The 21,639-nt window shown below is 72.4% G+C and carries 19 protein-coding genes; 16 read left to right on the top strand and 3 right to left on the bottom strand.

Annotated elements, in window-relative coordinates; all coding sequences use genetic code 11:
• Window positions 1-27 precede the first annotated feature (27 nt).
• Entirely contained in the window at window positions 28-1,260 is a 1,233-nt protein-coding gene (hemW, locus tag ACGFW5_RS00230) for a radical SAM family heme chaperone HemW (RefSeq protein ID WP_393831881.1), read from the top strand.
• Between the two features lie 607 nt (window positions 1,261-1,867).
• Here hemW and ACGFW5_RS00225 read toward each other — a convergent pair.
• Window positions 1,868-2,710 carry a DUF3097 domain-containing protein gene (locus ACGFW5_RS00225; protein ID WP_393831880.1) on the bottom strand — a complete coding sequence of 281 codons (843 nt, stop codon included), beginning with the start codon at window positions 2,708-2,710 and terminating at the stop codon, window positions 1,868-1,870.
• A 250-nt stretch (window positions 2,711-2,960) separates the two neighbouring features.
• Window positions 2,961-3,698, bottom strand: coding sequence for an MBL fold metallo-hydrolase (locus ACGFW5_RS00220; protein ID WP_393831879.1), 738 nt, complete (start codon window positions 3,696-3,698; stop codon window positions 2,961-2,963).
• Between the two features lie 154 nt (window positions 3,699-3,852).
• Here ACGFW5_RS00220 and hrcA point away from each other — a divergent pair, with 154 nt between their 5' ends.
• The 10 genes from hrcA to ACGFW5_RS00170 all read left to right on the top strand — a co-directional run bounded on the left by hrcA (window position 3,853) and on the right by ACGFW5_RS00170 (window position 12,679).
• Window positions 3,853-4,872, top strand: coding sequence for a heat-inducible transcriptional repressor HrcA (gene hrcA, locus ACGFW5_RS00215; RefSeq protein WP_053726096.1), 1,020 nt, complete (start codon window positions 3,853-3,855; stop codon window positions 4,870-4,872).
• Window positions 4,873-6,009, top strand: a complete 1,137-nt coding sequence (gene dnaJ, locus ACGFW5_RS00210; RefSeq protein WP_393831878.1) for a molecular chaperone DnaJ — start codon at window positions 4,873-4,875, stop codon at window positions 6,007-6,009.
• A gap of 202 nt (window positions 6,010-6,211) precedes the next feature.
• Window positions 6,212-7,303, top strand: coding sequence for a nitronate monooxygenase (locus tag ACGFW5_RS00205; protein WP_393831877.1), 1,092 nt, complete (start codon window positions 6,212-6,214; stop codon window positions 7,301-7,303).
• A complete protein-coding gene (locus tag ACGFW5_RS00200; RefSeq protein ID WP_393831876.1) occupies window positions 7,300-8,043 on the top strand; it encodes a 16S rRNA (uracil(1498)-N(3))-methyltransferase in 744 nt (247 codons plus the stop codon). Before ACGFW5_RS00205 ends, ACGFW5_RS00200 begins: the two co-directional genes overlap by 4 nt.
• Window positions 8,044-8,310: 267 nt before the next feature.
• Window positions 8,311-8,844 (top strand): hypothetical protein, encoded by a 534-nt coding sequence (locus ACGFW5_RS00195; protein ID WP_393831875.1) that lies wholly within the window; start codon window positions 8,311-8,313, stop codon window positions 8,842-8,844.
• Between the two features lie 141 nt (window positions 8,845-8,985).
• Window positions 8,986-9,345, top strand: a complete 360-nt coding sequence (locus tag ACGFW5_RS00190) for a histidine triad nucleotide-binding protein (protein WP_393831874.1) — start codon at window positions 8,986-8,988, stop codon at window positions 9,343-9,345.
• A gap of 114 nt (window positions 9,346-9,459) precedes the next feature.
• On the top strand, window positions 9,460-10,371 hold the full coding sequence (locus ACGFW5_RS00185; RefSeq protein WP_393831873.1) for a ribonuclease Z: 912 nt from the start codon (window positions 9,460-9,462) through the stop codon (window positions 10,369-10,371).
• A 35-nt stretch (window positions 10,372-10,406) separates the two neighbouring features.
• Complete coding sequence (locus ACGFW5_RS00180; protein WP_393831872.1) at window positions 10,407-11,405, top strand: adenosine deaminase; 999 nt, start codon at window positions 10,407-10,409, stop codon at window positions 11,403-11,405.
• Between the two features lie 559 nt (window positions 11,406-11,964).
• The gene (locus ACGFW5_RS00175; protein WP_393831871.1) at window positions 11,965-12,192 is read left to right on the top strand and encodes a hypothetical protein; all 228 of its coding nucleotides are present in this window, start codon (window positions 11,965-11,967) and stop codon (window positions 12,190-12,192) included.
• Window positions 12,193-12,211: 19 nt separating this feature from the next.
• Window positions 12,212-12,679, top strand: a complete 468-nt coding sequence (locus ACGFW5_RS00170) for a hypothetical protein (protein ID WP_393831870.1) — start codon at window positions 12,212-12,214, stop codon at window positions 12,677-12,679.
• Window positions 12,680-12,700: 21 nt separating this feature from the next.
• On the opposite strand, the gene ACGFW5_RS00165 is transcribed toward ACGFW5_RS00170, so the two are convergent.
• Window positions 12,701-14,026 (bottom strand): MFS transporter, encoded by a 1,326-nt coding sequence (locus ACGFW5_RS00165; RefSeq protein ID WP_393831869.1) that lies wholly within the window; start codon window positions 14,024-14,026, stop codon window positions 12,701-12,703.
• A 353-nt stretch (window positions 14,027-14,379) separates the two neighbouring features.
• Here ACGFW5_RS00165 and ACGFW5_RS00160 point away from each other — a divergent pair, with 353 nt between their 5' ends.
• From ACGFW5_RS00160 to ACGFW5_RS00140, 5 genes are all read left to right on the top strand, one after another.
• The gene (locus ACGFW5_RS00160) at window positions 14,380-15,693 is read left to right on the top strand and encodes a glucarate dehydratase family protein (RefSeq protein ID WP_393831868.1); all 1,314 of its coding nucleotides are present in this window, start codon (window positions 14,380-14,382) and stop codon (window positions 15,691-15,693) included.
• Between the two features lie 498 nt (window positions 15,694-16,191).
• Complete coding sequence (locus tag ACGFW5_RS00155) at window positions 16,192-17,259, top strand: PfkB family carbohydrate kinase (RefSeq protein WP_393832334.1); 1,068 nt, start codon at window positions 16,192-16,194, stop codon at window positions 17,257-17,259.
• Between the two features lie 436 nt (window positions 17,260-17,695).
• Complete coding sequence (locus ACGFW5_RS00150; protein ID WP_393831867.1) at window positions 17,696-19,825, top strand: PhoH family protein; 2,130 nt, start codon at window positions 17,696-17,698, stop codon at window positions 19,823-19,825.
• A 13-nt stretch (window positions 19,826-19,838) separates the two neighbouring features.
• Window positions 19,839-20,336: an rRNA maturation RNase YbeY gene (gene ybeY, locus ACGFW5_RS00145; RefSeq protein ID WP_100578292.1), complete on the top strand. Its 498-nt coding sequence runs from the start codon at window positions 19,839-19,841 to the stop codon at window positions 20,334-20,336.
• Window positions 20,333-21,634, top strand: coding sequence for a hemolysin family protein (locus ACGFW5_RS00140; RefSeq protein WP_393831866.1), 1,302 nt, complete (start codon window positions 20,333-20,335; stop codon window positions 21,632-21,634). Before ybeY ends, ACGFW5_RS00140 begins: the two co-directional genes overlap by 4 nt.
• Window positions 21,635-21,639 lie beyond the last annotated feature (5 nt).

Below are 21,639 nucleotides of genomic sequence, written 5' to 3'. Positions count from 1 at the left end.
GCTCCCGGCGTGCCGGACAATGGGGGCATGCCTTCCGTACTGCCCGATGGTGAGCCCATGCCCGAGGACGGGTCACTGCCCCGCCCTGCCCTGGAGGGCGCCGGGGAGCGGCCGCTCGGCTTCTACCTGCACGTTCCGTACTGCGCGACGCGCTGCGGCTACTGCGACTTCAACACGTACACGGCGAGCGAACTGGTCGGCAAGGGCGGCGTCCTCGCCTCCCGCGACAACTACGCGGACATGGTCGTCGAGGAGATCCGCCTGGCCCGCAAGGTGCTCGACGGGGACCCGCGTCCGGTGCGCACCGTCTTCGTCGGTGGTGGCACGCCGACCCTGCTCGCGGCGGCGGACCTCGTCCGCATGCTGGCGGCGGTACGCGACGAATTCGGCCTCGCCGACGACGCGGAGGTGACGACCGAGGCGAACCCGGAGTCCGTGAACCCCGCGTACCTGGCCGAGCTGCGGGCCGGCGGCTTCAACAGGGTGTCCTTCGGGATGCAGAGCGCCCGGCAGCACGTCCTGAAGGTCCTCGACCGTACGCACACGCCGGGCCGCCCCGAGGCGTGCGTCGCCGAGGCGCGCGCGGCGGGCTTCGACCACGTCAACCTGGACCTGATCTACGGCACCCCCGGCGAGAGCGACGACGACTGGCGGGCCTCGCTCACCGCGGCCGTCGGCGCCGGACCCGACCACATCAGCGCGTACGCCCTCATCGTCGAGGAGGGTACGCAGCTGGCCCGCCGCATCCGCCGGGGCGAGGTCCCGATGACGGACGACGACGAACACGCGGACCGCTACCTCATCGCGGACGAGGTGCTGGGCGCGGCGGGCTACTCCTGGTACGAGGTCTCCAACTGGGCCACCACGGACGCGGGGCGCTGCCTGCACAACGAGCTGTACTGGCGCGGGGCCGACTGGTGGGGCGCCGGGCCCGGGGCGCACAGCCATGTGGGCGGGGTGCGGTGGTGGAACGTGAAGCACCCGGGCGCGTATGCCGCCGCGCTGGCGCAGGGCCGCTCTCCCGGCGCGGGCCGGGAGCTGCTGTCCTCGGAGGACCGCAGGGTGGAGCGCATCCTCCTGGAGCTCCGCCTGCGCGAGGGGTGCCCCCTCGATCTGCTGCGGCCTGCGGGGCTTTCCGCGGCGCGGGGTGCGGTGGGGGCGGGGCTGTTGTCGGAGTCCGCCTTCGCGGCGGGGCGGGCGGTGCTGACCCTGCGGGGCCGGCTGCTGGCCGACGCGGTCGTCCGGGACCTGGTCGACTGACCCACCCCGCTCGCGCGGTTCCCCGCGCCCCTTGAACCCCGTTTCGCTTTCGGGCGCGGGTCGTGGTCGCTTCTTGCGCGGTTCCCCGCGGCCCTCAACCACTCGATGCCGGGCGGCATGGGCATCTTCAGCCCGTCCGGCGTTTGAGGACGAGCGCCCTTTAGGCGCGAACGGGGTCTGGGGCAGAGCCCCAGAAGCCTGGACCTCAGCCCCTCTTTCCACCCCCGGAGGGTTTCGGGAAGGGGCGGGGTGGGGCATCCCCCGGGGCCTGGGGCGAAGCCCCAGCAACCCCGCCGCATTTCGGGTGCGGACCGTGCTGGGGCACCCGCGCAGTTCCCCGCGCCCCTAGTAGGGCACCCGGCGTCGACACCTCCCCCCGCACCCCCAGTAGGGCACCCGGGGTCGACGGCCCCCGCGCCGCCAGTACGGCATCCGGTGCTGACGGCCCCGCGCCGCCAGTAGGGCACCCGGGATCGACACCCCCCCGCGCCGCCAGTAGGGCACCCGGGATCGACACCCCCCCCGCGCCGCCAGTTGGGCACCCGGCGTCGACACCCCCCGCCCCCCCCAGTAGGGCACCCGGGGTCGACGGCCCCGCGCCCCTGAACTACTCGGGGCCGGCCGGCACAGGCGCCGTGACGAAGTCGATCAGGTGCTCCACGGAGCCGAGCAGGGACGGATCCAGGTCGCGATACGACCGCACCCCCGACAGGATCCGCTGCCACGCCGCCCCCGTGTTCTCGGGCCACCCGAGCGCCCGGCACACCCCCGTCTTCCAGTCCTGCCCCCGCGGCACCACCGGCCACGCCTCGATCCCGACGGAGGACGGTTTCACGGCCTCCCACACGTCGATGTACGGGTGCCCGACGACCAGTACGTCCGGGTGGGTCACGGACGACGCGATGCGGGACTCCTTGGAGCCCGGCACCAGGTGGTCGACCAGGACACCCAGCCGCGCGTCCGGCCCCGGGGCGAACTCGGCCACGATCGCAGGGAGGTCGTCGATGCCCTCCAGGTACTCCACGACGACGCCCTCGATGCGCAGATCGTCGCCCCACACCCGCTCGACGAGCTCCGCGTCGTGCCGGCCCTCGACGTAGATGCGGCCCGCCCGCGCGACCCGGGCGCGCGCCCCGGGCACGGCCACCGAACCGGACGCGGTGCGTACGGGGCGTACCGGCGCGGGCGCGGAGGCCGAGGGCCGTACGAGGGTGACGACCCGGCCTTCGAGGAGGAAACCGCGCGGCTCCATCGGGAACACCCGGTGCTTGCCGAAGCGGTCCTCCAGCGTGACCGTCGGCCCCTGCACCGTCTTCTCGCAGCGGATCACGGCTCCGCAGAACCCGGTGGCGACCTCCTCGACGACGAGGTCGGCCTCGGCGGGAACCTCAGGAACCGGAGCCTGCTTCTTCTTCCACGGCGGGGTCAGATCGGGGCTGTAGCTGCGCATGGCCTCATCATTCGGGGCGGTTGGGCAGGGCGGGGTTGCGGCCGGGGGTCCGGGGGTTGGCCCCCGGGGGATGCAGTCAGGGCGGGGTCAGATCGGGGCTGTAGCTGCGCATGGCCTCATCATTCGGGGCGGTTGGGCAGGGCGGGGTTGCGGCCGGGGGTCCGGGGGTCGGCCCCCGGGGGATGCCGTCAGGGCGGGGCCGGACGGGGGCTGTGGCTGCGCATGGGAGCGACGATACGGGCGGTCCTCGCTACGACACGCCGAATCGGAGGGCGAGTTGGTCACGCTGGGCGCGGACGAACGCCGCGTCCACCACCGCCCCGTGCCCCGGCACGTACACCGCCTCGTCGCCGCCGAGCGAGAGCAGCCGGTCGAGCGCGGCCGGCCAGCGCGCGCCGACCGCGTCGGGTCCCGCCTGGGGCTCGCCCGACTCCTCCACCAGGTCACCGCACAGGACGATCTCCGGTGACCCCTTGCCCGCGGGCACCAGGACGACGAGGTCGTGGCCGCTGTGCCCGGGCCCCACGTTGGCCAGCAGCACCTGGCGGCCGCCCAGATCCAGGGTCCACTCGCCGGACACCGCGTGGTGGGGCAGCACCAGCACATCGGCGGCCCCGGCGGCGTCCCGCTCGGGCACGCCCTGCGCCACGGCGTCGGAGCGCATCTCCTCGGCGGTCATGACCCGCTCGATGCCGACGGCTCCGTACACCTCGGCCCCGGAGAAGGCGGCCGTGCCGAGCACGTGGTCGAAATGGGGGTGGCTGAGCGCGATGTGGGTCACACGGCGGCCGAAGAGCGCTTCCGCCTGGGCCCGCAGTTCGGCGCCCTCGCGCAGCGTCGCCCCCGTGTCGAACAGCAGGAGCGAACTCGCGCCGGCGACCAGCGCGACCGTGGCGTCCCAGCCCGGAAGGCGTCTGCGCCCCACTCCGTCACCCAGCCGCTCCCAGCCGAAGTCGTCCCAACGGATGTCGTCCCGACGGATGTCCATGACGCGACGCTATCCGCAATCGACGGGCGACGCCGCGAGGTAGCGTGGTCGGCCGCCTTGCTAGGGGCGTACCCGTCGGCCGTACACTGGCCGGGGATTGCTGGCACTCGAACACAGTGAGTGCCAAAACGGACGGCAACGGGAGGTGTGCGCGATGCTCAGTGAACGCAGGCTTGAAGTGCTGCGCGCCATCGTCCAGGACTATGTCGGCACCGAGGAGCCGGTCGGGTCGAAGGCCCTGACCGAGCGGCACGCGCTGGGCGTCTCACCGGCGACCGTGCGCAACGACATGGCGGTCCTGGAGGAGGAGGGCTTCATCGCCCAGCCCCACACCAGCGCCGGCCGCATCCCGACCGACAAGGGCTACCGGCTCTTCGTCGACCGGCTCGCGGGCGTCAAGCCCCTGTCGTCGCCGGAGCGCCGCGCGATCCAGAACTTCCTGGACAGCGCGGTCGACCTGGACGATGTCGTGGCCCGTACGGTGCGGCTGCTCGCGCAGCTGACCCGGCAGGTCGCGGTCGTCCAGTACCCGTCGCTGACCCGGTCGACGGTGCGGCATGTGGAACTCCTCTCACTTGCCGCGGCCCGGCTGATGCTGGTGCTGATCACGGACACCGGCCGGGTCGAGCAGCGCATGGTGGACTGCCCGGCGCCGTTCGGCGAGGCCTCGCTCGCGGACCTGCGGGCCCGGCTCAACGCGCGGGTGGTGGGACGCCGCTTCGCGGACGTGCCGCAACTGGTGCAGGATCTGCCGGAGTCCTTTGAACCGGAGGACAGGGGCACCGTTTCGACGGTCCTCGCCACCCTCCTCGAAACCCTGGTCGAAGAGACCGAGGAGCGGTTGATGATCGGCGGCACCGCCAATCTGACCCGCTTCGGACACGACTTCCCGCTGACCATCAGGCCGGTGCTGGAGGCACTTGAGGAGCAGGTCGTGCTCCTCAAGCTGCTCGGCGAGGCCAAGGAATCGGGCATGACCGTACGTATCGGGCACGAGAACAACGCCCATGAGGGCCTGAACTCCACGTCCGTCGTCTCGGTCGGCTACGGTTCCGGCGGCGAGGCGGTCGCCAAACTCGGCGTGGTCGGACCGACCCGCATGGATTACCCCGGAACGATGGGAGCGGTACGCGCAGTGGCACGTTACGTCGGACAGATCCTGGCGGAGTCGTAAGTGGCCACGGACTACTACGCCGTACTCGGCGTGCGCCGCGACGCATCACAGGACGAGATCAAGAAGGCCTTCCGGAGGCTCGCGCGGGAACTCCACCCCGACGTGAACCCCGATCCGAAGACCCAGGAGCGGTTCAAGGAGATCAACGCCGCTTACGAGGTCCTCTCCGACCCGCAGAAGAAGCAGGTCTTCGACCTCGGCGGGGACCCGCTGTCGTCGTCGGGCGGCGGCGGGGCCGGCGGCTTCGGCGCGGGCGGCTTCGGCAACTTCTCGGACATCATGGACGCCTTCTTCGGCACGGCATCGCAGCGCGGCCCGCGCTCGCGCACCCGCCGCGGCCAGGACGCCATGATCCGCCTGGAGATCGACCTCAACGAGGCGGCCTTCGGCACCACCAAGGAGATCCAGGTCGACACCGCGGTGGTGTGCACGACCTGTTCGGGCGAGGGCGCGGCCCCCGGCACCTCCGCGCAGACCTGTGACATGTGCCGCGGTCGCGGCGAGGTGTCCCAGGTCACCCGGTCCTTCCTGGGCCAGGTCATGACCTCGCGGCCCTGCCCGCAGTGCCAGGGCTTCGGCACCGTCGTCCCCACTCCGTGCCCGGAGTGCGCGGGCGACGGCCGCATCCGCTCGCGGCGCACCCTCACCGTGAAGATCCCCGCCGGTGTCGACAACGGCACCCGGATCCAGCTCGCGGGCGAGGGCGAGGTCGGCCCCGGCGGCGGCCCCGCGGGCGACCTGTACGTGGAGATCCACGAGCTGGCGCACGACGTGTTCCAGCGCCGCGGCGACGACCTGCACTGCACGGTCACCATCCCCATGACGGCGGCGGCGCTCGGCACCAAGGTGCCGCTCCAGACGCTCGACGGCATGGAGGAGGTGGACATCCGCCCGGGCAGCCAGTCCGGCCAGTCCATCCCGCTGCACGGGCGCGGCATCACGCATCTGCGCGGCGGCGGGCGCGGCGACCTCATCGTGCACGTCGAGGTCCTGACCCCGAGCAAGCTGGACCCGGCGCAGGAGGACCTCCTTCGCCAGCTGGCCAAGCTGCGCGGCGAGGAGCGCCCGACGGGCCAGTTCCAGCCCGGCCAGCAGGGTCTGTTCTCCCGCCTGAAGGACGCGTTCAACGGGCGCTGAGCCGCTGAAGGGGGCTACGGGGACGACCCCGTAGCCCCCTTCTTCCTCGGGGGCCGGACCCGGATCGAGCCACGGGCCGGCCCCTGCGGCGTTTACGGAGCGGGCGTTCGGGGGCGGAGTCCCCGGGCGGGGTGGCGAGGGTCACGACCCGGGTGGCAAGCGGCGATTCGGCGCGGGAGCAACACCGTGGCACGATGCGAACATGGCTTTGACCGATCTCTGCCGGTATCCGATCGTGCAGGCGCCCATGGCGGGCGGCGCCTCCGGTCCGGCGCTGGCCGCGGCCGTCTCCGAGGCCGGGGGGCTCGGATTCCTGGCCGCCGGGTACAAGACCGCCGACGGCATGTACCAGGAGATCAAGCAGGTGCGCGGCCTGACCGGCCAGCCCTTCGGCGTCAACCTGTTCATGCCCCAGGACCCCCACACCGACCCCGCCGCCCTAGAGGTCTACCGCCACCAGCTCGCGGGCGAGGCCACCTGGTACGAGACCCCGCTGGGCGACACCGACACCGGGGGCGACGACAACTACGAGGCCAAGCTGGCCATCCTGCGCGAGGACCCGGTGCCGGTCGTCTCGTTCACCTTCGGCTGCCCCGACCGCACGGTCCTCGACGCGTTCGCGAAGGTCGGCACGTACACGGTCGTCACCGTGACGACGCCCCAGGAGGCGCAGGCCGCGCAGTGGGCCGGCGCGGACGCGGTGTGCGTGCAGGGCATCGAGGCCGGCGGCCACCAGGGCACCTACCGCGACGACCCCCAGGCCGGCGGCTCGGGCATCGGGCTGCTCACCCTGATCGCCCTCGTACGGGAGACCGTGCAACTGCCGATCCTCGCCGCGGGCGGCCTGATGCGGGGCGCCCAGATCGCGGCGGTCCTCGCGGCGGGCGCGGACGCGGCACAGCTGGGCACCGCGTTCCTGGTGTGCCCCGAGTCGGGCGCCAACGTGCTGCACAAGCAGGCGCTGACCAACCCCCTCTTCGTCCGTACGGAGGTGACCCGGGCCTTCTCCGGGCGCCCCGCGCGGGGCCTGGTGAACCGTTTCATGCGCGAGCACGGCCCGTACGCCCCCGCCGCCTATCCCCAGGTGCACCAGCTCACCGCAGGTGTACGCAAGGCCGCGGCGGCGGCCGGCGACCCCCAGGGCATGGCGCTCTGGGCGGGCCAGGGCCACCGCCTGGCCCGCGAGCTCCCCGCCGCCAGCCTCGTGGAGGTCCTGGCGTCCGAACTCGACGACGCGGCCGCCGAGTTGACGGCGACCCTGCACCATCTGAAGAACATGAGGAGTGCGTCATGACCGCCCCGGTCTTCGTCGTCGACACGGTGCCGGCCGGCGGCGAGTTCGTCCTGGACGGAGCGGAGGGCCGGCACGCCGTCTCCGTCAAGCGGCTGCGCGCCGGCGAGGAAGTGACGCTGACCGACGGCGCCGGGACCCGGGCGGACGCCGTGGTCGTGGCCGCCGAGGGCAAGGACCGCCTGACCCTACGGATCACCGCGTGCGCCACCGAGGACGAACCGGCCGTACGGATCACCGTGGTGCAGGCGCTGCCCAAGGGCGACCGGGGCGAGGTCGCCGTGGAGACGATGACCGAGACCGGCGTCGACGCGATCGTGCCGTGGCAGGCCGCACGCTGCATCACCCAGTGGAAGGGCGAGCGCGGCGCCAAGTCCCTTGCCAAATGGCGCAGTACGGCCCGCGAATCGGGCAAGCAGTCACGCCGCGTCCGCTTCCCCGACGTGCGGGAGGCGCTGAGCACGAAGCAGGTCGCGGCCCTGCTCGCCGAGGCGGACCTGGCCGTGGTCCTGCACGAGGACCCCGAGGTGTCCTCGGCCGCCCTGGCCACCGCGGACCTGCCGCCGCGGGGCGAGATCGTCCTGGTGGTGGGCCCCGAGGGCGGCGTCGGCCCCGAAGAGCTGGCCGCGTTCACCGAGGCGGGCGCGAAGCCGCACCGCCTGGGAAGCAGCGTGCTGCGCACGTCGACGGCGGGCACGGTGGCGGCGGCGGTCCTGATGGCCCGAACGGGCCGCTGGTCCTGACCCCGAGACCCCAGCCCCGCAACCCCTGGCAGGTTGACGGCGCCCGTGCCGGCCGGCACGGCCAAGCCAGGCGGCGAGAGGATCGGCCCGGGCGAGCGCGACCGGCGACACGGTGGGTGTGCCCTACAGGGGCCCGGGCCCACGCGGGCGGAGCGGGGCGCGCGGGGGCGTCCGGCCGGAGCGTACGCCGGGGCGCGCTCCGCGACGTGGCCGGGACGGCCCCGGGAGGCCTACCGCACCCGGCGACGCAGTGGCACCCTGGCAACCATGGGGGCCACCAGGTCGCATCACCTCACGCGCCGCACGGCATACCGCGCCCTGCCGATCCTGGCCGCGCTGGCGGTCGCCGGCGCCACCGCCTGCGATCCCGTCGGCGGCCTCAACTCCGCCGCCGTCGCGATCACCACGGACCGGGCCGCCACCGCGGCACTTGAGCACCAGCACGTCGACATCAAGTGGCTGTCCTGCAACGCCGACCTCAACCGCGGCCCCGGCGCGACACCTTCGGCCGCCGGCGCCACCAGGGACGTCGCCGACGTGGACTGCCACGGCGAGACCAAGGACGGCAGGCCGATCACGGTCAAGGGAAAAGTCACGCAGGAGGTCGAGGGCCGCTGTGTGAAGGGCGGCCTGACCGCCGCGGTCGCCGGGAAGACGGTCTTGCGCTCCTCGGTCCTGGGCAACTGCGACGCCCCCGCCCCGACGACCGGCCGCGCCACACCCCACCCGGGCGGCAACGGCAACCCCACGGTCACGGTGACGGCGACCGTGACCGTCACGCAGTCCTTCCAGGGCAAGTAGCCCGCACCGCACGGCGGTCACCACCCGCCCCGGCCAAAAACCCCTCCGGAGGCGAGCCGGAACACCGTGCTCCGCGCCCCCGCCCGAACGCGTTGAGTAGCATGCGGTTACCTGATCAACGCGACCAAGGAGGACCGGACCGTGGCCGGTGAGCCGCAGGCGGACTGCCTGTTCTGCAAAATCGTCTCGGGCGATGTCCCGGCGACCGTCGTGCGCGAGACCGACACGACCGTGGCGTTCCGCGACATCAACCCCCAGGCGCCCACCCACATCCTGGTCATCCCCAAGATCCACCACCCGGACGCCGCCTCCCTCGCGGCCGCGGAACCGGCGGTCCTCGCCGACGTCGTACGGGAGGCCGGCGAGGTCGCCCGCGAGGAGAAGATCGACCAGAGCGGCTACCGGCTCGTGTTCAACACCGGCAGCGGCGCGGGGCAGACCGTCTTCCACGCGCACGTGCACCTCCTGGGCGGCCGCGGCCTCCAGTGGCCGCCCGGATGAGCACCCCGCCCGGCCGGAGCGGCCCGCAACCCACAGCACCGCGCGCCCGCATCAGCGCGTGACCCGCACACCCGGCGCACCCCGCCCGGCGCCCGCACAGCAAGGCAACTCACCGTGTCCGTACGCGAATTGGTGGTGCTCGGCACCGCCAGCCAGGTTCCCACCCGGCACCGTAACCACAACGGCTATCTGCTGCGCTGGGACGGCGAGGGCATCCTCTTCGACCCCGGCGAGGGCACCCAGCGCCAGATGCTGCGCGCCGGGGTCGCGGCCCACGACATCAACCGGATCTGCGTCACGCACTTCCACGGCGACCACTCGCTGGGCCTGGCCGGGGTGATCCAGCGGATCAACCTCGACCGGGTTCCGCACCCCGTCACCGCGCACTACCCGCTCAGCGGCGAGCACTTCTTCGAGCGGCTGCGGTACGCCACCGCCTACCGCGAGTCGGTCCAGCTGCGCCAGGAACCCGTCGCGGGGGACAGCGCGGTGCCGGCCGCGACAGCCGCGTACACCCTGGAGGCCCGCCGCCTCTCGCACCCCGTCGAGTCGTACGGATACCGGCTCGTCGAGCCCGACGGGCGCCGGATACTGCCCGAGCTGCTGGCCGAGCGCGGCATCACGGGCCCCGACGTGGGACGCCTGCAACGACAGGGCGAACTGAACGGTGTCACCCTCGACGACGTCAGCGAGGTCCGGCGCGGGCAGCGGTTCGCGTTCGTCATGGACACCCGCCTGTGCGAGGGTGTCCACGCCCTGGCGGACGGCTGCGACATGCTGGTCATCGAGTCGACGTTCCTCGACGGCGACGCGCAACTCGCCGCCGACCACGGCCACTTGACCGCAGGACAGGCCGCATCGGTGGCCCGCGACGCAGGCGTACGGCACCTGGTACTCACGCACTTCTCCCAGCGCTACTCCGACCCGGAGGAATTCGAGCGGCAGGCCCGTGCCGCCGGGTTCGAGGGCGAAGTCACCGTGGCCGCCGACCTCGTCCGGGTCCCCGTGCCCAAACGCGCCGCCTGAGACATCAGCTCAAGCACCACCCTAGGAAGCCCCCCATGCCCCTCCCCAAGGCCGAACTCCACCTCCACATCGAAGGCACCCTCGAACCCGAGCTGGCCTTCGAACTCGCCGCGCGCAACGGCGTCGAGCTGCCGTACGCCGACACCGAGGAACTGCGCAAGGCGTACCTCTTCGACGACCTCCAGTCCTTCCTGAACCTGTACTACTCGCTGATGCGGGTGCTGCGGACCGAGGACGACTTCGCCGCGCTGGCCGACGCCTATCTGACCCGCGCCGCCGCCCAGGGCGTACGGCACGCCGAGATCTTCTTCGACCCCCAGGCGCACATCGCGCGGGGCGTCCCGATGGGCACGGTGGTCGACGGCCTGTGGCAGGCCCTCGCGACGAGCGAGGAGCGCCACGGCATCTCGACCCGGCTCATCCTGTGCTTCCTGCGCGACGAGTCGGCGCAGTCGGCGCTGAGCACCCTGGAGGCGGCGCGGCCCCACCTCGACCGGATCACCGGGGTCGGGCTCGACTCCGCGGAGGTCGGACACCCGCCGGCCAAGTTCCGCGAGGTGTACGAGGCCGCGGCGGCCCTCGGGCTGCGACGGGTCGCGCACGCGGGCGAGGAGGGGCCGCCCGCGTACATCACCGAGGCGCTGGACGTGCTCGGTGTGGAGCGGATCGACCACGGGCTGCGCGCCCTGGAGGACCCCGAGCTCGTCGCCCGGCTGGTCCGCGACCGCATCCCGCTCACCCTGTGCCCGCTCTCGAACGTACGGCTGCGCGCGATCGACACGCTGGAGGAGCATCCGCTTGCGGCGATGATGGACGCGGGCCTGCTGTGCACGGTCAACTCCGACGACCCGGCGTACTTCGGCGGGTACGTGGGGGACACGTTCCACGCGGTGCACGAGGGGCTGGGGCTCGCCCATGAGCGCCTGCGCGAGCTGGCTCGGAACTCCTTCATCGCGGCGTTCCTGGAGGACGACGAGGGGCGGCGGGAGGGGTACCTCCGGGAGGTTGCGGAGTACGACTTCAACGCGGGGTAGCTCCGCTGGGGGTGGGGGTGTGCGGGGTTGTTCTCGGGGGTGCCCGGGCCCCGTGCCGCTGCTTTGCGCTGGGCTGCGCTGTGCTGCGCTGGGCTGTGCGGGCCGTTTGCGCGGTGCGGGTCGGGGGTGGCCGGTGGCCGGTTGCGCAGTTCCCCGCGCCCCTGGGGTCCGTTTTCGGGTGCGGGGTGTGGGTGGCTGGTTGCGCAGTTCCCCGCGCCCCTTGACTCGTTTTCGGGTGCGGGTTGTGGGCGGTTGCTCGCGCAGTTCCTCACGCCCCTGGAACCCGGTGCTCGCGCGGTTCCTCGCGCCCCTGGAACCCGGTGCTCGCGCGGTTCCTCGCGCCCCTGGAACCCGGGTGCTCGCGCAGTTCCCCGCGCCCCTGGGGCCCGGGGTGTTCGCGCGGTTTCTCGGGTGGGGTGGGGATGGGCGTACGGTCGGTGGGGGGTGGGTGTGCGCGGGGGGACGAAAATAAGTACGCCTCAACGCGTCTACCGCGCACGGGAGTTGCTGCATACGGTCGCTCTTGTCAGTTGACGCGACAATGTCAAGGAGGGCCGGCATGAACCCCAACCTTCGGGCCGCCGCTGCCACCGCGGCGCTCATCGGTGGGCTCCTCGCCGCCGGCGGGGTGGCCGACGCGGCCGAGAGAACCGACGCACAGAACCTTTCCGCACACATCCAGAAGGCCGTGGCCGCCGAACAGCAACTCGGCGCGGTCACCACCGGCGGCCCCATCCTCGGCCTCGCCCTGAGCACCCCCGACGGCGCCGACACCGCGTCCTCCTGACGCCGCGGAGGCGCGCACCGTGGACAGCCATGGCGAAGAGCACATCACGTGGTGCCCGAGCGGCGACGCCCACCGCCCGGAGTCGGTCGTTCTGGGCGTGAGATCGGGGGACAACGGTCGAGTCGTCTATCTGGACGAGCCGGTGCCCGCGGCCGACGCGCTGGCGAGCATCCCCGAAGGCATCGCACCCCACCGGATTCTCCGGTTCGCCTCGCACTGCACGTCCGCCTGTGCGAACCGGGTGGGTGACGACTGCTCCCTGATCGAGCGCATCCAGGTCCTGCCGTCGCCGAGCGGTACCGGAGCCGTGCCGCGGTGCCACCTCCGTCCGCACTGCACCTGGTGGAACCAGACGGGGGTGGACGCCTGTCACCGCTGCCCCGCCCTCGCCACCCTCAACTCACCGCAGGACCCGCTCGCCGCGCTGGTCGCCGATCCGACCACGACCGTCGAGCAGGTGGAGCGCTGGATCAGCGCGGCCGAGTGAGCCGTACGGCCGGGCGGAAGGTCAGGACGCCAGGACCTTGCGGCGTTTCCTCGCCCGCGAGGTGATCGGGATCTCCGCCACTTCCTGTTCCGGCACCCCGATCTGCGGAAGCAGCGCGACCGATGCGCCCGCCCGTCCGGCGACGACCGCGGCGGGCGTACCACCCCGGCGCCGGATGGAGCCCGGCACCAGCGGGCGCCCGGACGTGTGCAGCGCCACCGCGCTGAGCGGCGCCGCGATGAGCAGCAGCAGGGCGCACAGAACGAGCCCCATGCCCCGGTACCCCGCGTACTGGGACAGCAGGCTGCCCGTGAGCGGTCCGCAGGCCACGCCGAGCGAGGAGGCGGAGCCGGCCAGGACCGCCCAGCGGCCGCGCGGGTCGAGCGAGGCGGACAGGCCGATCAGGTAGGAGAGGACGACCGGGTAGAAGACGTTCCACAGGATCTCGCCGCTCGCGAACGACATGAGGCCCCGCGCCGACGAACTCACCACGATGCAGCAGGCGATGAGCGCCGTACCCGCGCCGATCGGCACCGCGCGGCCAAGGCGCGCCCCGAGCGCACCCGCGCCGAGCACGCCGAGCAGTCCCGCGCCGAGACCCGCCGCGAAGACCATGCCGACGGTGACCTCGCTCAGGCCCGCCTGGGTGATGCCGATCCGCCCGCTGACGCCCCACAGCGCGTTCTGCGCGAGCGACCAGCAGAGCATCGTGGCGGCGAGGACCGTGCCGGAGCGGCGGTGCGGCAACCGGACGCCCGGCTCCTCCGCGGCCTCCGCGATGCCGACGCTCTCCGCCGGCCGGCCGGCCCTGTGCGCGCAGGGAAGCCATCGCGTCGCGGGCCATGCCAGCGCCGCCACCAGTGCGATCGCGGCGAGCGGGGTCGCGTGGCCGCCCCCGAGGTGAGGGATCGTCAGGTAGAGGGCGCCCGCCGTCGCGGAGACCGCAAGGAGCCCGAGCGTGGAGGCGCGGTGGGGGTCTCGCTGGGTGGCGATGCCGGCGGCGGCCACCGCCGTGGCCGTGCCCGAGCCGAGGCCGCCGACGACCGCGCCCGCCACGACGAGCGGGATCAGTGCGGTGAGGGCGGCCGCGCCGTACCCGGTGATCGCGAGCAGCAGACCGAGTCTGGCGAGGCGGCGCGGCCCGTGCCGCTCGACCTGGGAGGCGAGGGTGAAGCCGGCCGTCGCCGAGCTCAACAGCAGGGTGGAGCCGACGAGTCCGGCTTCTGCGGGGGAGAGCCCGAGGCCGGCCGAGAGGCGGCCGACGACGGTGGGGAGGAGGTATGCGGCCAGGTAACCGGCGGTGAAGACGGCGATCAGCGGCCAGGCGGCACGAGAGCGTGCGGACATGGGCGTTCCAAGGAACAGTGCCCGTGGGGCAGAGGGGATCAAAGAGGGGGGATGCGCCCGGTGTTGTACGGGAACGCGGCCCAATTTGTATCAAGCGTCCGGAGTGCGCGAAAAGCTGGGGCGGCGTGATCTGGGTCACGTTTCGTTTGATGGTGAGATGCGGCGGGTAAGCGAGCGAATTTCGCCGAGGGGGAAGGGGGTTGGGGCGAGCCGGATAGTGTCCGCGCGCGGTGGTGTGTGTCGGTGCGTGCCGGCGCGTGTCGTCGTGTGTCGCCGTGTGGCGGCGTGCGCCGAAGCCTTGACGCTGAGTTGTTCACATACCTAGTCTCAATTTCCATTGATGGACGGATGAGATGACGAGGGACGTCGCCGTGCACGGACAGCAGATCGCCGAGGTGCGGCTCACCCCCGTCCTCGTGTCCGACCCCCCGCTCCTCAACGTCCAGGGCGTGCATCAGCCGTACACGCCCCGCCTGGTCGTCGAGGTCGTCACGGCTGCCGGAGTCACCGGGATCGGCGAGACGTACGGCGACACCACGTACCTCGAACTCGCCCGCCCCTACGCCGACGCGCTGCTCGGGCACGACATCGCCGACCTCCAAGGACTGTTCACACTGGTGAACGGCATGGGGGTCGATGACCGCCGGGTCGACGACTCGGTCGACGTCGGCGGGCTGCGCGGCGCCCAGAGCGCCGACAAGCTGCGCCTGTCCGTGGTCTCCGCGTTCGAGGTGGCCTGTCTCGACGCGCTCGGCAGGATCCAGGGTGTGCCCGTCCACACCCTGCTCGGCGGCAAGGTCCGCGACACCGTGGAATACAGCGCCTATCTCTTCTACCGCTGGGCCGAACACCCCGGCGGGGCGGGCGAGAAGGACACCTGGGGCGCGGCTCTGGACCCGGCCGGGATCGTCGAGCAGGCCCGGCGCTTCGTACGCGAACACGGTTTCCGCTCGTTCAAACTCAAGGGCGGCGTCTTCCCGCCCGAGCAGGACGTCGCCGCGATCCGCGCGCTGGCCACCGCGTTCCCCGGGCACCCGCTCAGGCTCGACCCCAACGGCGGCTGGACCCCGCGCACCGCGCTGCGGGTCGCCGCCGAGCTCGCGGACGTACTGGAGTACCTGGAGGACCCGGCGCCGGGCACGGCCGCCATGGCCGAGGTGTCACGCGGCACGACGGTGCCGCTCGCCACCAACATGTGCGTGACGACCGTCCCGGAGATCAGGCAGGCATTCCTGTCCGACGCCGTCCAGGTCGTCCTGTCCGACCACCACTACTGGGGCGGTCTGCGCGCCACTCGCGAACTCGCCGCGATCTGCCGGGCGTTCGGGGTGGGCCTGGCCATGCACTCCAACACGCACCTGGGCATCAGTCTCGCCGCGATGACCCACGTCGCCGCGACCGTCCCCAACCTCGACCACGCCTGCGACAGCCACTACCCGTGGCAGGTGGAGGACGTGATAACCGTCCGGCACACGTTCCGCGACGGGCACCTGCGCGTCTCCGACGCCCCCGGGCTCGGCGTCGAGCTTGACCGGACCGAACTGGCCCGGCTGCACCGGCGCTGGCTCGACGACGACGGCGCCCTGCGGGACCGCGACGACGCGGCCGCGATGCGCCGGGCGCCGGAGCACGCCGACTGGACGAGTCCGGCGCTGCCACGCTGGTAGCGGCTCCTCCCGCGCGCACATCGGGCAGACTTGCCAGATCTGTACGCGAACGGAGAGTCCGCCGTGACAACACCGACCAGCGGAGAGCAGCCGCCCCACCCCGAGCACCACGAACCCCAGCCCGTTGCCCCCACCGGCTTCCCTGAACCCCCCGAGCCCCAACACCCCGGCCCGGTGAGCCTCCCCGAGCCCCCCGAGCCGCAGCGCCCCGGCCCGGCCGGCCACCCTGACCATCACCAGCCTCCGCACCCCGGGCCGGCCCGCCACCCCGCCCGGCACGGCGCCGGGCCCGGTGAACCGGCAGAGTGCCGGTCGGCGGCGGGCGCCGGGGGACGGCCGGCCGAGCGGCGACCTGCGGCGGGCGCCGGTGAACCGGCCACGTGGCAGCCCCCGGAGGGCGTCGGCCGGCCCAGCGCCGACTGGCGTCACCCCGGTGGCACCGGCTCCCCGGCCGAGCGGCGCCACGCCTCGACGGCCGAACAGCGCCCCTCCCCCCAGCTGGACCCGCTCGACGGTCTGCGCGACCCCCACGACCCGCCCTGCGACGTCTTCCTCACCGGCACCGTCTTCCTCGACATCATCTTCACCGGGCTCGACTCGGCGCCGGTGCGCGGCACCGAGTCCTGGGCCCGCGGTATGGGATCGAGCCCGGGCGGCGTCGCCAACATGGCCACCGCGCTGGCGCGGCTCGGCCTGCACACCTCCCTGGCCGCGACGTTCGGCGACGACCACTACGGCGAGTACTGCTGGGACGCGCTCGAACAGGGCGAGGGCATCGACCTGTCGCTGTCGCGCACCGTGCGCGGCTGGCACTCCCCGGTCACCGTCTCCATGGCGTACGAGGGCGAACGCACGATGGTCACGCACGGCCACGACGCGCCGCACGAACTGTCCGCGCCCAGCTGCCCGCCGCGCGCCAGGGCCGCCGTGGCGTCCCTGGTCCCGGGACGCCCCGAGGAGTGGATCGCGGACGCCGCGCGGTCCGGATCGCGAATCTTCGCGGACGTCGGCTGGGACGACACCGGCCGCTGGGACCTGGCGGCCCTCGCCGACCTCGAACACTGCGAGGCGTTCCTGCCCAACGCCGCCGAGGCGATGCGCTACACCCGCACCGACTGCCCGCGCGCCGCGGCCCGCGCCCTGGCCGAGAAGGTGCCGCTCGCGGTGGTGACGCTGGGGCCCGAGGGCGCGTACGCGGTGGACGCGGCGACCGGCGAGACGGCGGACGTGCCGGCCATCGCGGTGGAAGCGCTCGACCCGACCGGGGCGGGCGACGTCTTCGTGGCGGGCTTCGTCACGGGCGCCCTGGCCGGCTGGCCCCTCGCGGACCGGCTCGCCTTCGCGGGGCTCACGGCGGCGCTGTCCGTCCAGGAGTTCGGCGGTTCGCTGTCGGCGCCGGGGTGGGCGGAGATCGCAGGGTGGTGGGAGCGGGTCCGCGCCCTGGACAACCAGGACCCCAGGGCCCTGCGGCGCTACGCCTTCCTGACCGACCTGCTCCCCGGCGCCGCCCGCACCTGGCCCCTGCGCCGAGCCGTCCCGACCCTGGGCTTCCGCCACCCGGCCTGACCCCGTGCCCCCGTCCGCGCACCGGCGCAGCCCCTCCGACGTTTGAGGAGCGGCGGTCCGGGGGCGGAGCCCCTGGCACACGGTCGGCAGGCGGACGACAAGGGGCCCCGGGGGCTAGGGGGTGTCTGGTGGATCATGGCCGGGGGTGCGGCGCCTGGCACGGCACCTCGCGGCGTTGCCGAAACGCCCCGATAGCTCCGCTATCACGACGTTCCCGCGCCTTGCGATGCACCGCACCAGGCGCCGCACCCTGACCGACCCTGATCCACCAGACACCCCCTAAGCCACAGTGGGACGGGCGGCGGAACCCCGCCAGGACGCCGGGCGGAAAACCCCTCGGCCGCATGCGCAGCAAGTCGTACGCTTGGTATCCCAGAGGCTCTCGATCAGCGAGGACCCTGCAACGGGAGGTATGTGCAGGCCACCCGGCCGGCCCATGACGCAGACACCCACACACCCGCAGGCGCACGCCCACATCACCATTCCGGCCAAGCACCCCATGGTGACCGTCCTGGGTTCGAGCGATTCCCTGCTGCGCGTGATCGAGAAGGCCTTCCCGTCGGCCGACATCCACGTACGGGGCAATGAGATCAGCGCCGTGGGAGACGCGACGGAAGTCGCCCTCGTGCAGCGACTGTTCGACGAGATGTTGCTGGTGCTCCGCACCGGACAGCCGATGACGGAGGACGCAGTGGAACGCTCGGTCGCCATGCTCCGCGCGAGCGCCGAAGCAGCCAACGGGACCAACGGGGCCAATGGGGCGCACGGCGAGACACCCGCCGAAGTGCTGACGCAGAACATCCTCTCCAACCGGGGCCGCACCATCCGCCCCAAGACGCTCAACCAGAAGCGCTACGTCGACGCGATCGACAAGCACACGATCGTCTTCGGCATCGGCCCCGCCGGCACCGGCAAGACCTACCTCGCGATGGCCAAGGCGGTCCAGGCCCTCCAGTCCAAGCAGGTCACCCGGATCATCCTGACCCGGCCCGCGGTCGAGGCCGGCGAGCGCCTCGGCTTCCTGCCCGGCACGCTGTACGAGAAGATCGACCCGTACCTGCGCCCGCTGTACGACGCCCTGCACGACATGCTCGACCCGGAGTCGATCCCCCGCCTGATGGCGGCCGGAACGATCGAAGTGGCCCCGCTGGCGTATATGAGGGGGCGCGCGCAGCCGGTTTTCACGAACGTGCTGACGCCGGACGGCTGGCGCCCCATCGGCAACCTCCAGGTCGGTGACCTCGTCATCGGTTCGAACGGTGAGCCGACCCCCGTCCTGGGTGTCTACCCGCAGGGCGAGAAGGACGTGTACCGGGTCTCGGCCCAGGACGGTTCCTGGACGCTGTGCTGCGGTGAGCACCTGTGGACGGTCAGGGCACGTGACGACAAGCGTGGCGACAAGCCGTGGCGGGTCCTTGAGACCCAGGAGATGATCGGCAACCTGCGGGCCGCCCATGCCCGGCGCTTCGAACTGCCGATGCTCACCGCGCCGGTCGCCCTCCCGGAGCGGGAGGTCCCCATGGACCCCTACGCGCTGGGCCTTCTGCTGGGCGACGGTTGCCTGACGGGCTCCACCACTCCCAGCTTCTCCGCCGAGGATGCCGAACTCTCCGAGGCGCTGGAAGCCGCCCTGCCAGGCGTCGCCGTACGGCATGAGGCCGGCCCCGACCACGTCCTCAACGGGGCGAAGTCACCGGGTGACGTGGTGACGCTGGAAAACCCGGTGACCGGCATGCTGCGCACGCTGGACCTGCTGGGCACCCGCTCGCACTCCACGTCCGTTCCGGACGACTACCTGTACAACACGGCGGAGGTCCGCCTCGCCGTGCTCCAGGGCCTGCTCGACTCCGACGGCGGCCCCGTCCTCCAAACCGACCGCACCTGCCGCATCCAGTACTCGACCGCATCGATCGTCCTGCGGGACGACGTGATCGCGCTCGTCCAGTCCCTGGGCGGTGTCGCCTCCACGCGCCGCCGCCGGGCCGAGGACCGCGTGCCGGGCAGCGCACCGGCCGCCCATGTCTACGACACGCACGTCGTCGACATCCGGCTGCCGGAGGGCATCGAGCCCTTCCGTCTCGCCCGCAAGGCGCGGAAGTACCACGACGCCGGCGGTGGCCGGCCGATGCGGTTCATCGACAGCATCGAACCCGCCGGCCGGGAGGAGACCGTCTGCATCCAGGTCGCGGCCGAGGACTCGCTGTATGTGACGCAGGACTACCTGCTGACGCACAACACCCTCAATGACGCGTTCATCATCCTCGACGAGGCGCAGAACACCAGCGCCGAGCAGATGAAGATGTTCCTCACCCGGCTCGGCTTCGACTCGAAGATCGTGATCACGGGTGACGTCACCCAGGTCGACCTTCCCAGCGGCACCAAGAGTGGTCTGCGGCAGGTCCAGGACATCCTGGAAGGCGTCGACGACGTGCACTTCTCCCGGCTCACCTCGCAGGATGTCGTACGGCACAAGCTCGTCGGCCGTATCGTCGACGCGTACGAGCAGTACGAGCAGGACGACAGCCGCAAGGACCACGACGGTCGGCGCGGCCGAAACGGGAAGTAGAGCAGAGCGCACCATGTCGATCGACGTCAACAACGAGTCCGGAACCGAGGTCGACGAGCAGGCGATCCTCGACATCGCCCGCTACGCGCTCACGCGGATGCGGATCCACCCGCTCTCCGAGCTCTCGGTGATCGTCGTGGACGCCGAGGCCATGGAGCAGTTGCACATCCAGTGGATGGACCTGCCGGGTCCGACCGACGTCATGTCGTTCCCGATGGACGAGCTGCGCCCGCCGTCCAAGGACGACGAGGAGCCCCCGCAGGGGCTCCTCGGTGACATCGTGCTCTGCCCGGAAGTCGCCAAGAAGCAGGGCGAGGACGCCGAGACGCAGCACTCGATGGACGAGGAATTGCAGCTCCTCACCGTCCACGGCGTGCTGCACCTGCTCGGCTACGACCACGAGGAGCCGGACGAGAAGGCCGAGATGTTCGGCCTCCAGGCGGCGATCGTCGACGGCTGGCGCGCGGAGAAGGGCCTCACCGGTCCCTCCCCGGCGCCGACCGTCTCATGACCGGGCAGCTCATCGCCGGAGCCGTCGCGCTGGTCGTCGTCGCCTGGCTCGCCGCCTGCGCGGAGGCCGGCCTTGCCCGTACCTCCTCCTTCCGCGCGGAGGAGGCCGTACGGACGGGTCGGCGCGGCAGTGCCAAGCTCGCCCAGATCGCCTCCGACCCCACCCGCTATCTGAACGTGGCGCTGCTGGTGCGGGTCGCCTGCGAGATGGCGGCCGGCGTGCTCGTCACCTATGTCTGCCTCGACGAGTTCGGCCAGACGTGGGTGGCGCTGCTCGTCGCCATCGCGGTGATGGTGCTCGTCAGTTACGTCGCCGTCGGCGTCTCGCCCCGCACCATCGGCCGCCAGCACCCCCTGAACACCGCCACGGCGGCCGCGTACGTGCTGCTGCCGCTGGCCAGGATCATGGGGCCGATCCCGCAGCTCCTGATCCTCCTCGGCAACGCGCTCACCCCCGGAAAGGGCTTCCGCAAGGGGCCGTTCGCGTCCGAGGCCGAGCTGCGGGCGATGGTCGACCTCGCCGAGCAGGAGTCGCTGATCGAGGACGACGAGCGCCGGATGGTGCACTCGGTGTTCGAGCTCGGCGACACCCTGGTGCGCGAGGTCATGGTGCCGCGTACCGACCTCGTCTGCATCGAGCGCTACAAGACGATCCGCCAGGCCCTCACCCTCGCGCTGCGCTCCGGTTTCTCGCGGATCCCGGTGACCGGTGAGAACGAGGACGACATCGTCGGGATCGTGTATCTGAAGGACCTGGTGCGCAAGTCGCACATCAACCGCGACTCCGAGGCCGACCTCGTGTCCACCGCGATGCGGCCCGCCGCGTTCGTGCCCGACACCAAGAACGCCGGTGACCTGCTGCGCGAGATGCAGCAGCAGCGCAGCCACGTCGCGGTCGTCATCGACGAGTACGGCGGCACCGCCGGCATCGTCACCATCGAGGACATCCTGGAGGAGATCGTCGGCGAGATCACCGACGAGTACGACCGTGAACTGCCGCCGGTCACCGAGCTGGAGGACGGCTGCTTCCGGGTCACCGCCCGGCTCGACATCGGCGACCTGGGCGAGCTGTTCGGGTTCGACGAGTTCGACGACGAGGACGTGGAGACGGTGGGCGGCCTGCTCGCCAAGTCGCTCGGGCGGGTGCCGATCGCCGGCGCGAGCGCCGTGGTGGAACTGCCCGACGCGCGCAGGCTGCGGCTCACCGCCGAGTCCCCCGCCGGGCGCCGCAACAAGATCGTCACCGTGCTCGTGGAGCCGGCCAAGGACGACGACGTGGAGAGGGAGGCCGCGCGGTGACATCC

The organism is Streptomyces sp. NPDC048416 (genome assembly GCF_043200435.1).
GTDB lineage: Bacteria > Actinomycetota > Actinomycetes > Streptomycetales > Streptomycetaceae > Streptomyces.
Note: the sequence above shows the minus strand (reverse complement) of the source record. Positions and strands in the feature narration are given on the sequence as shown.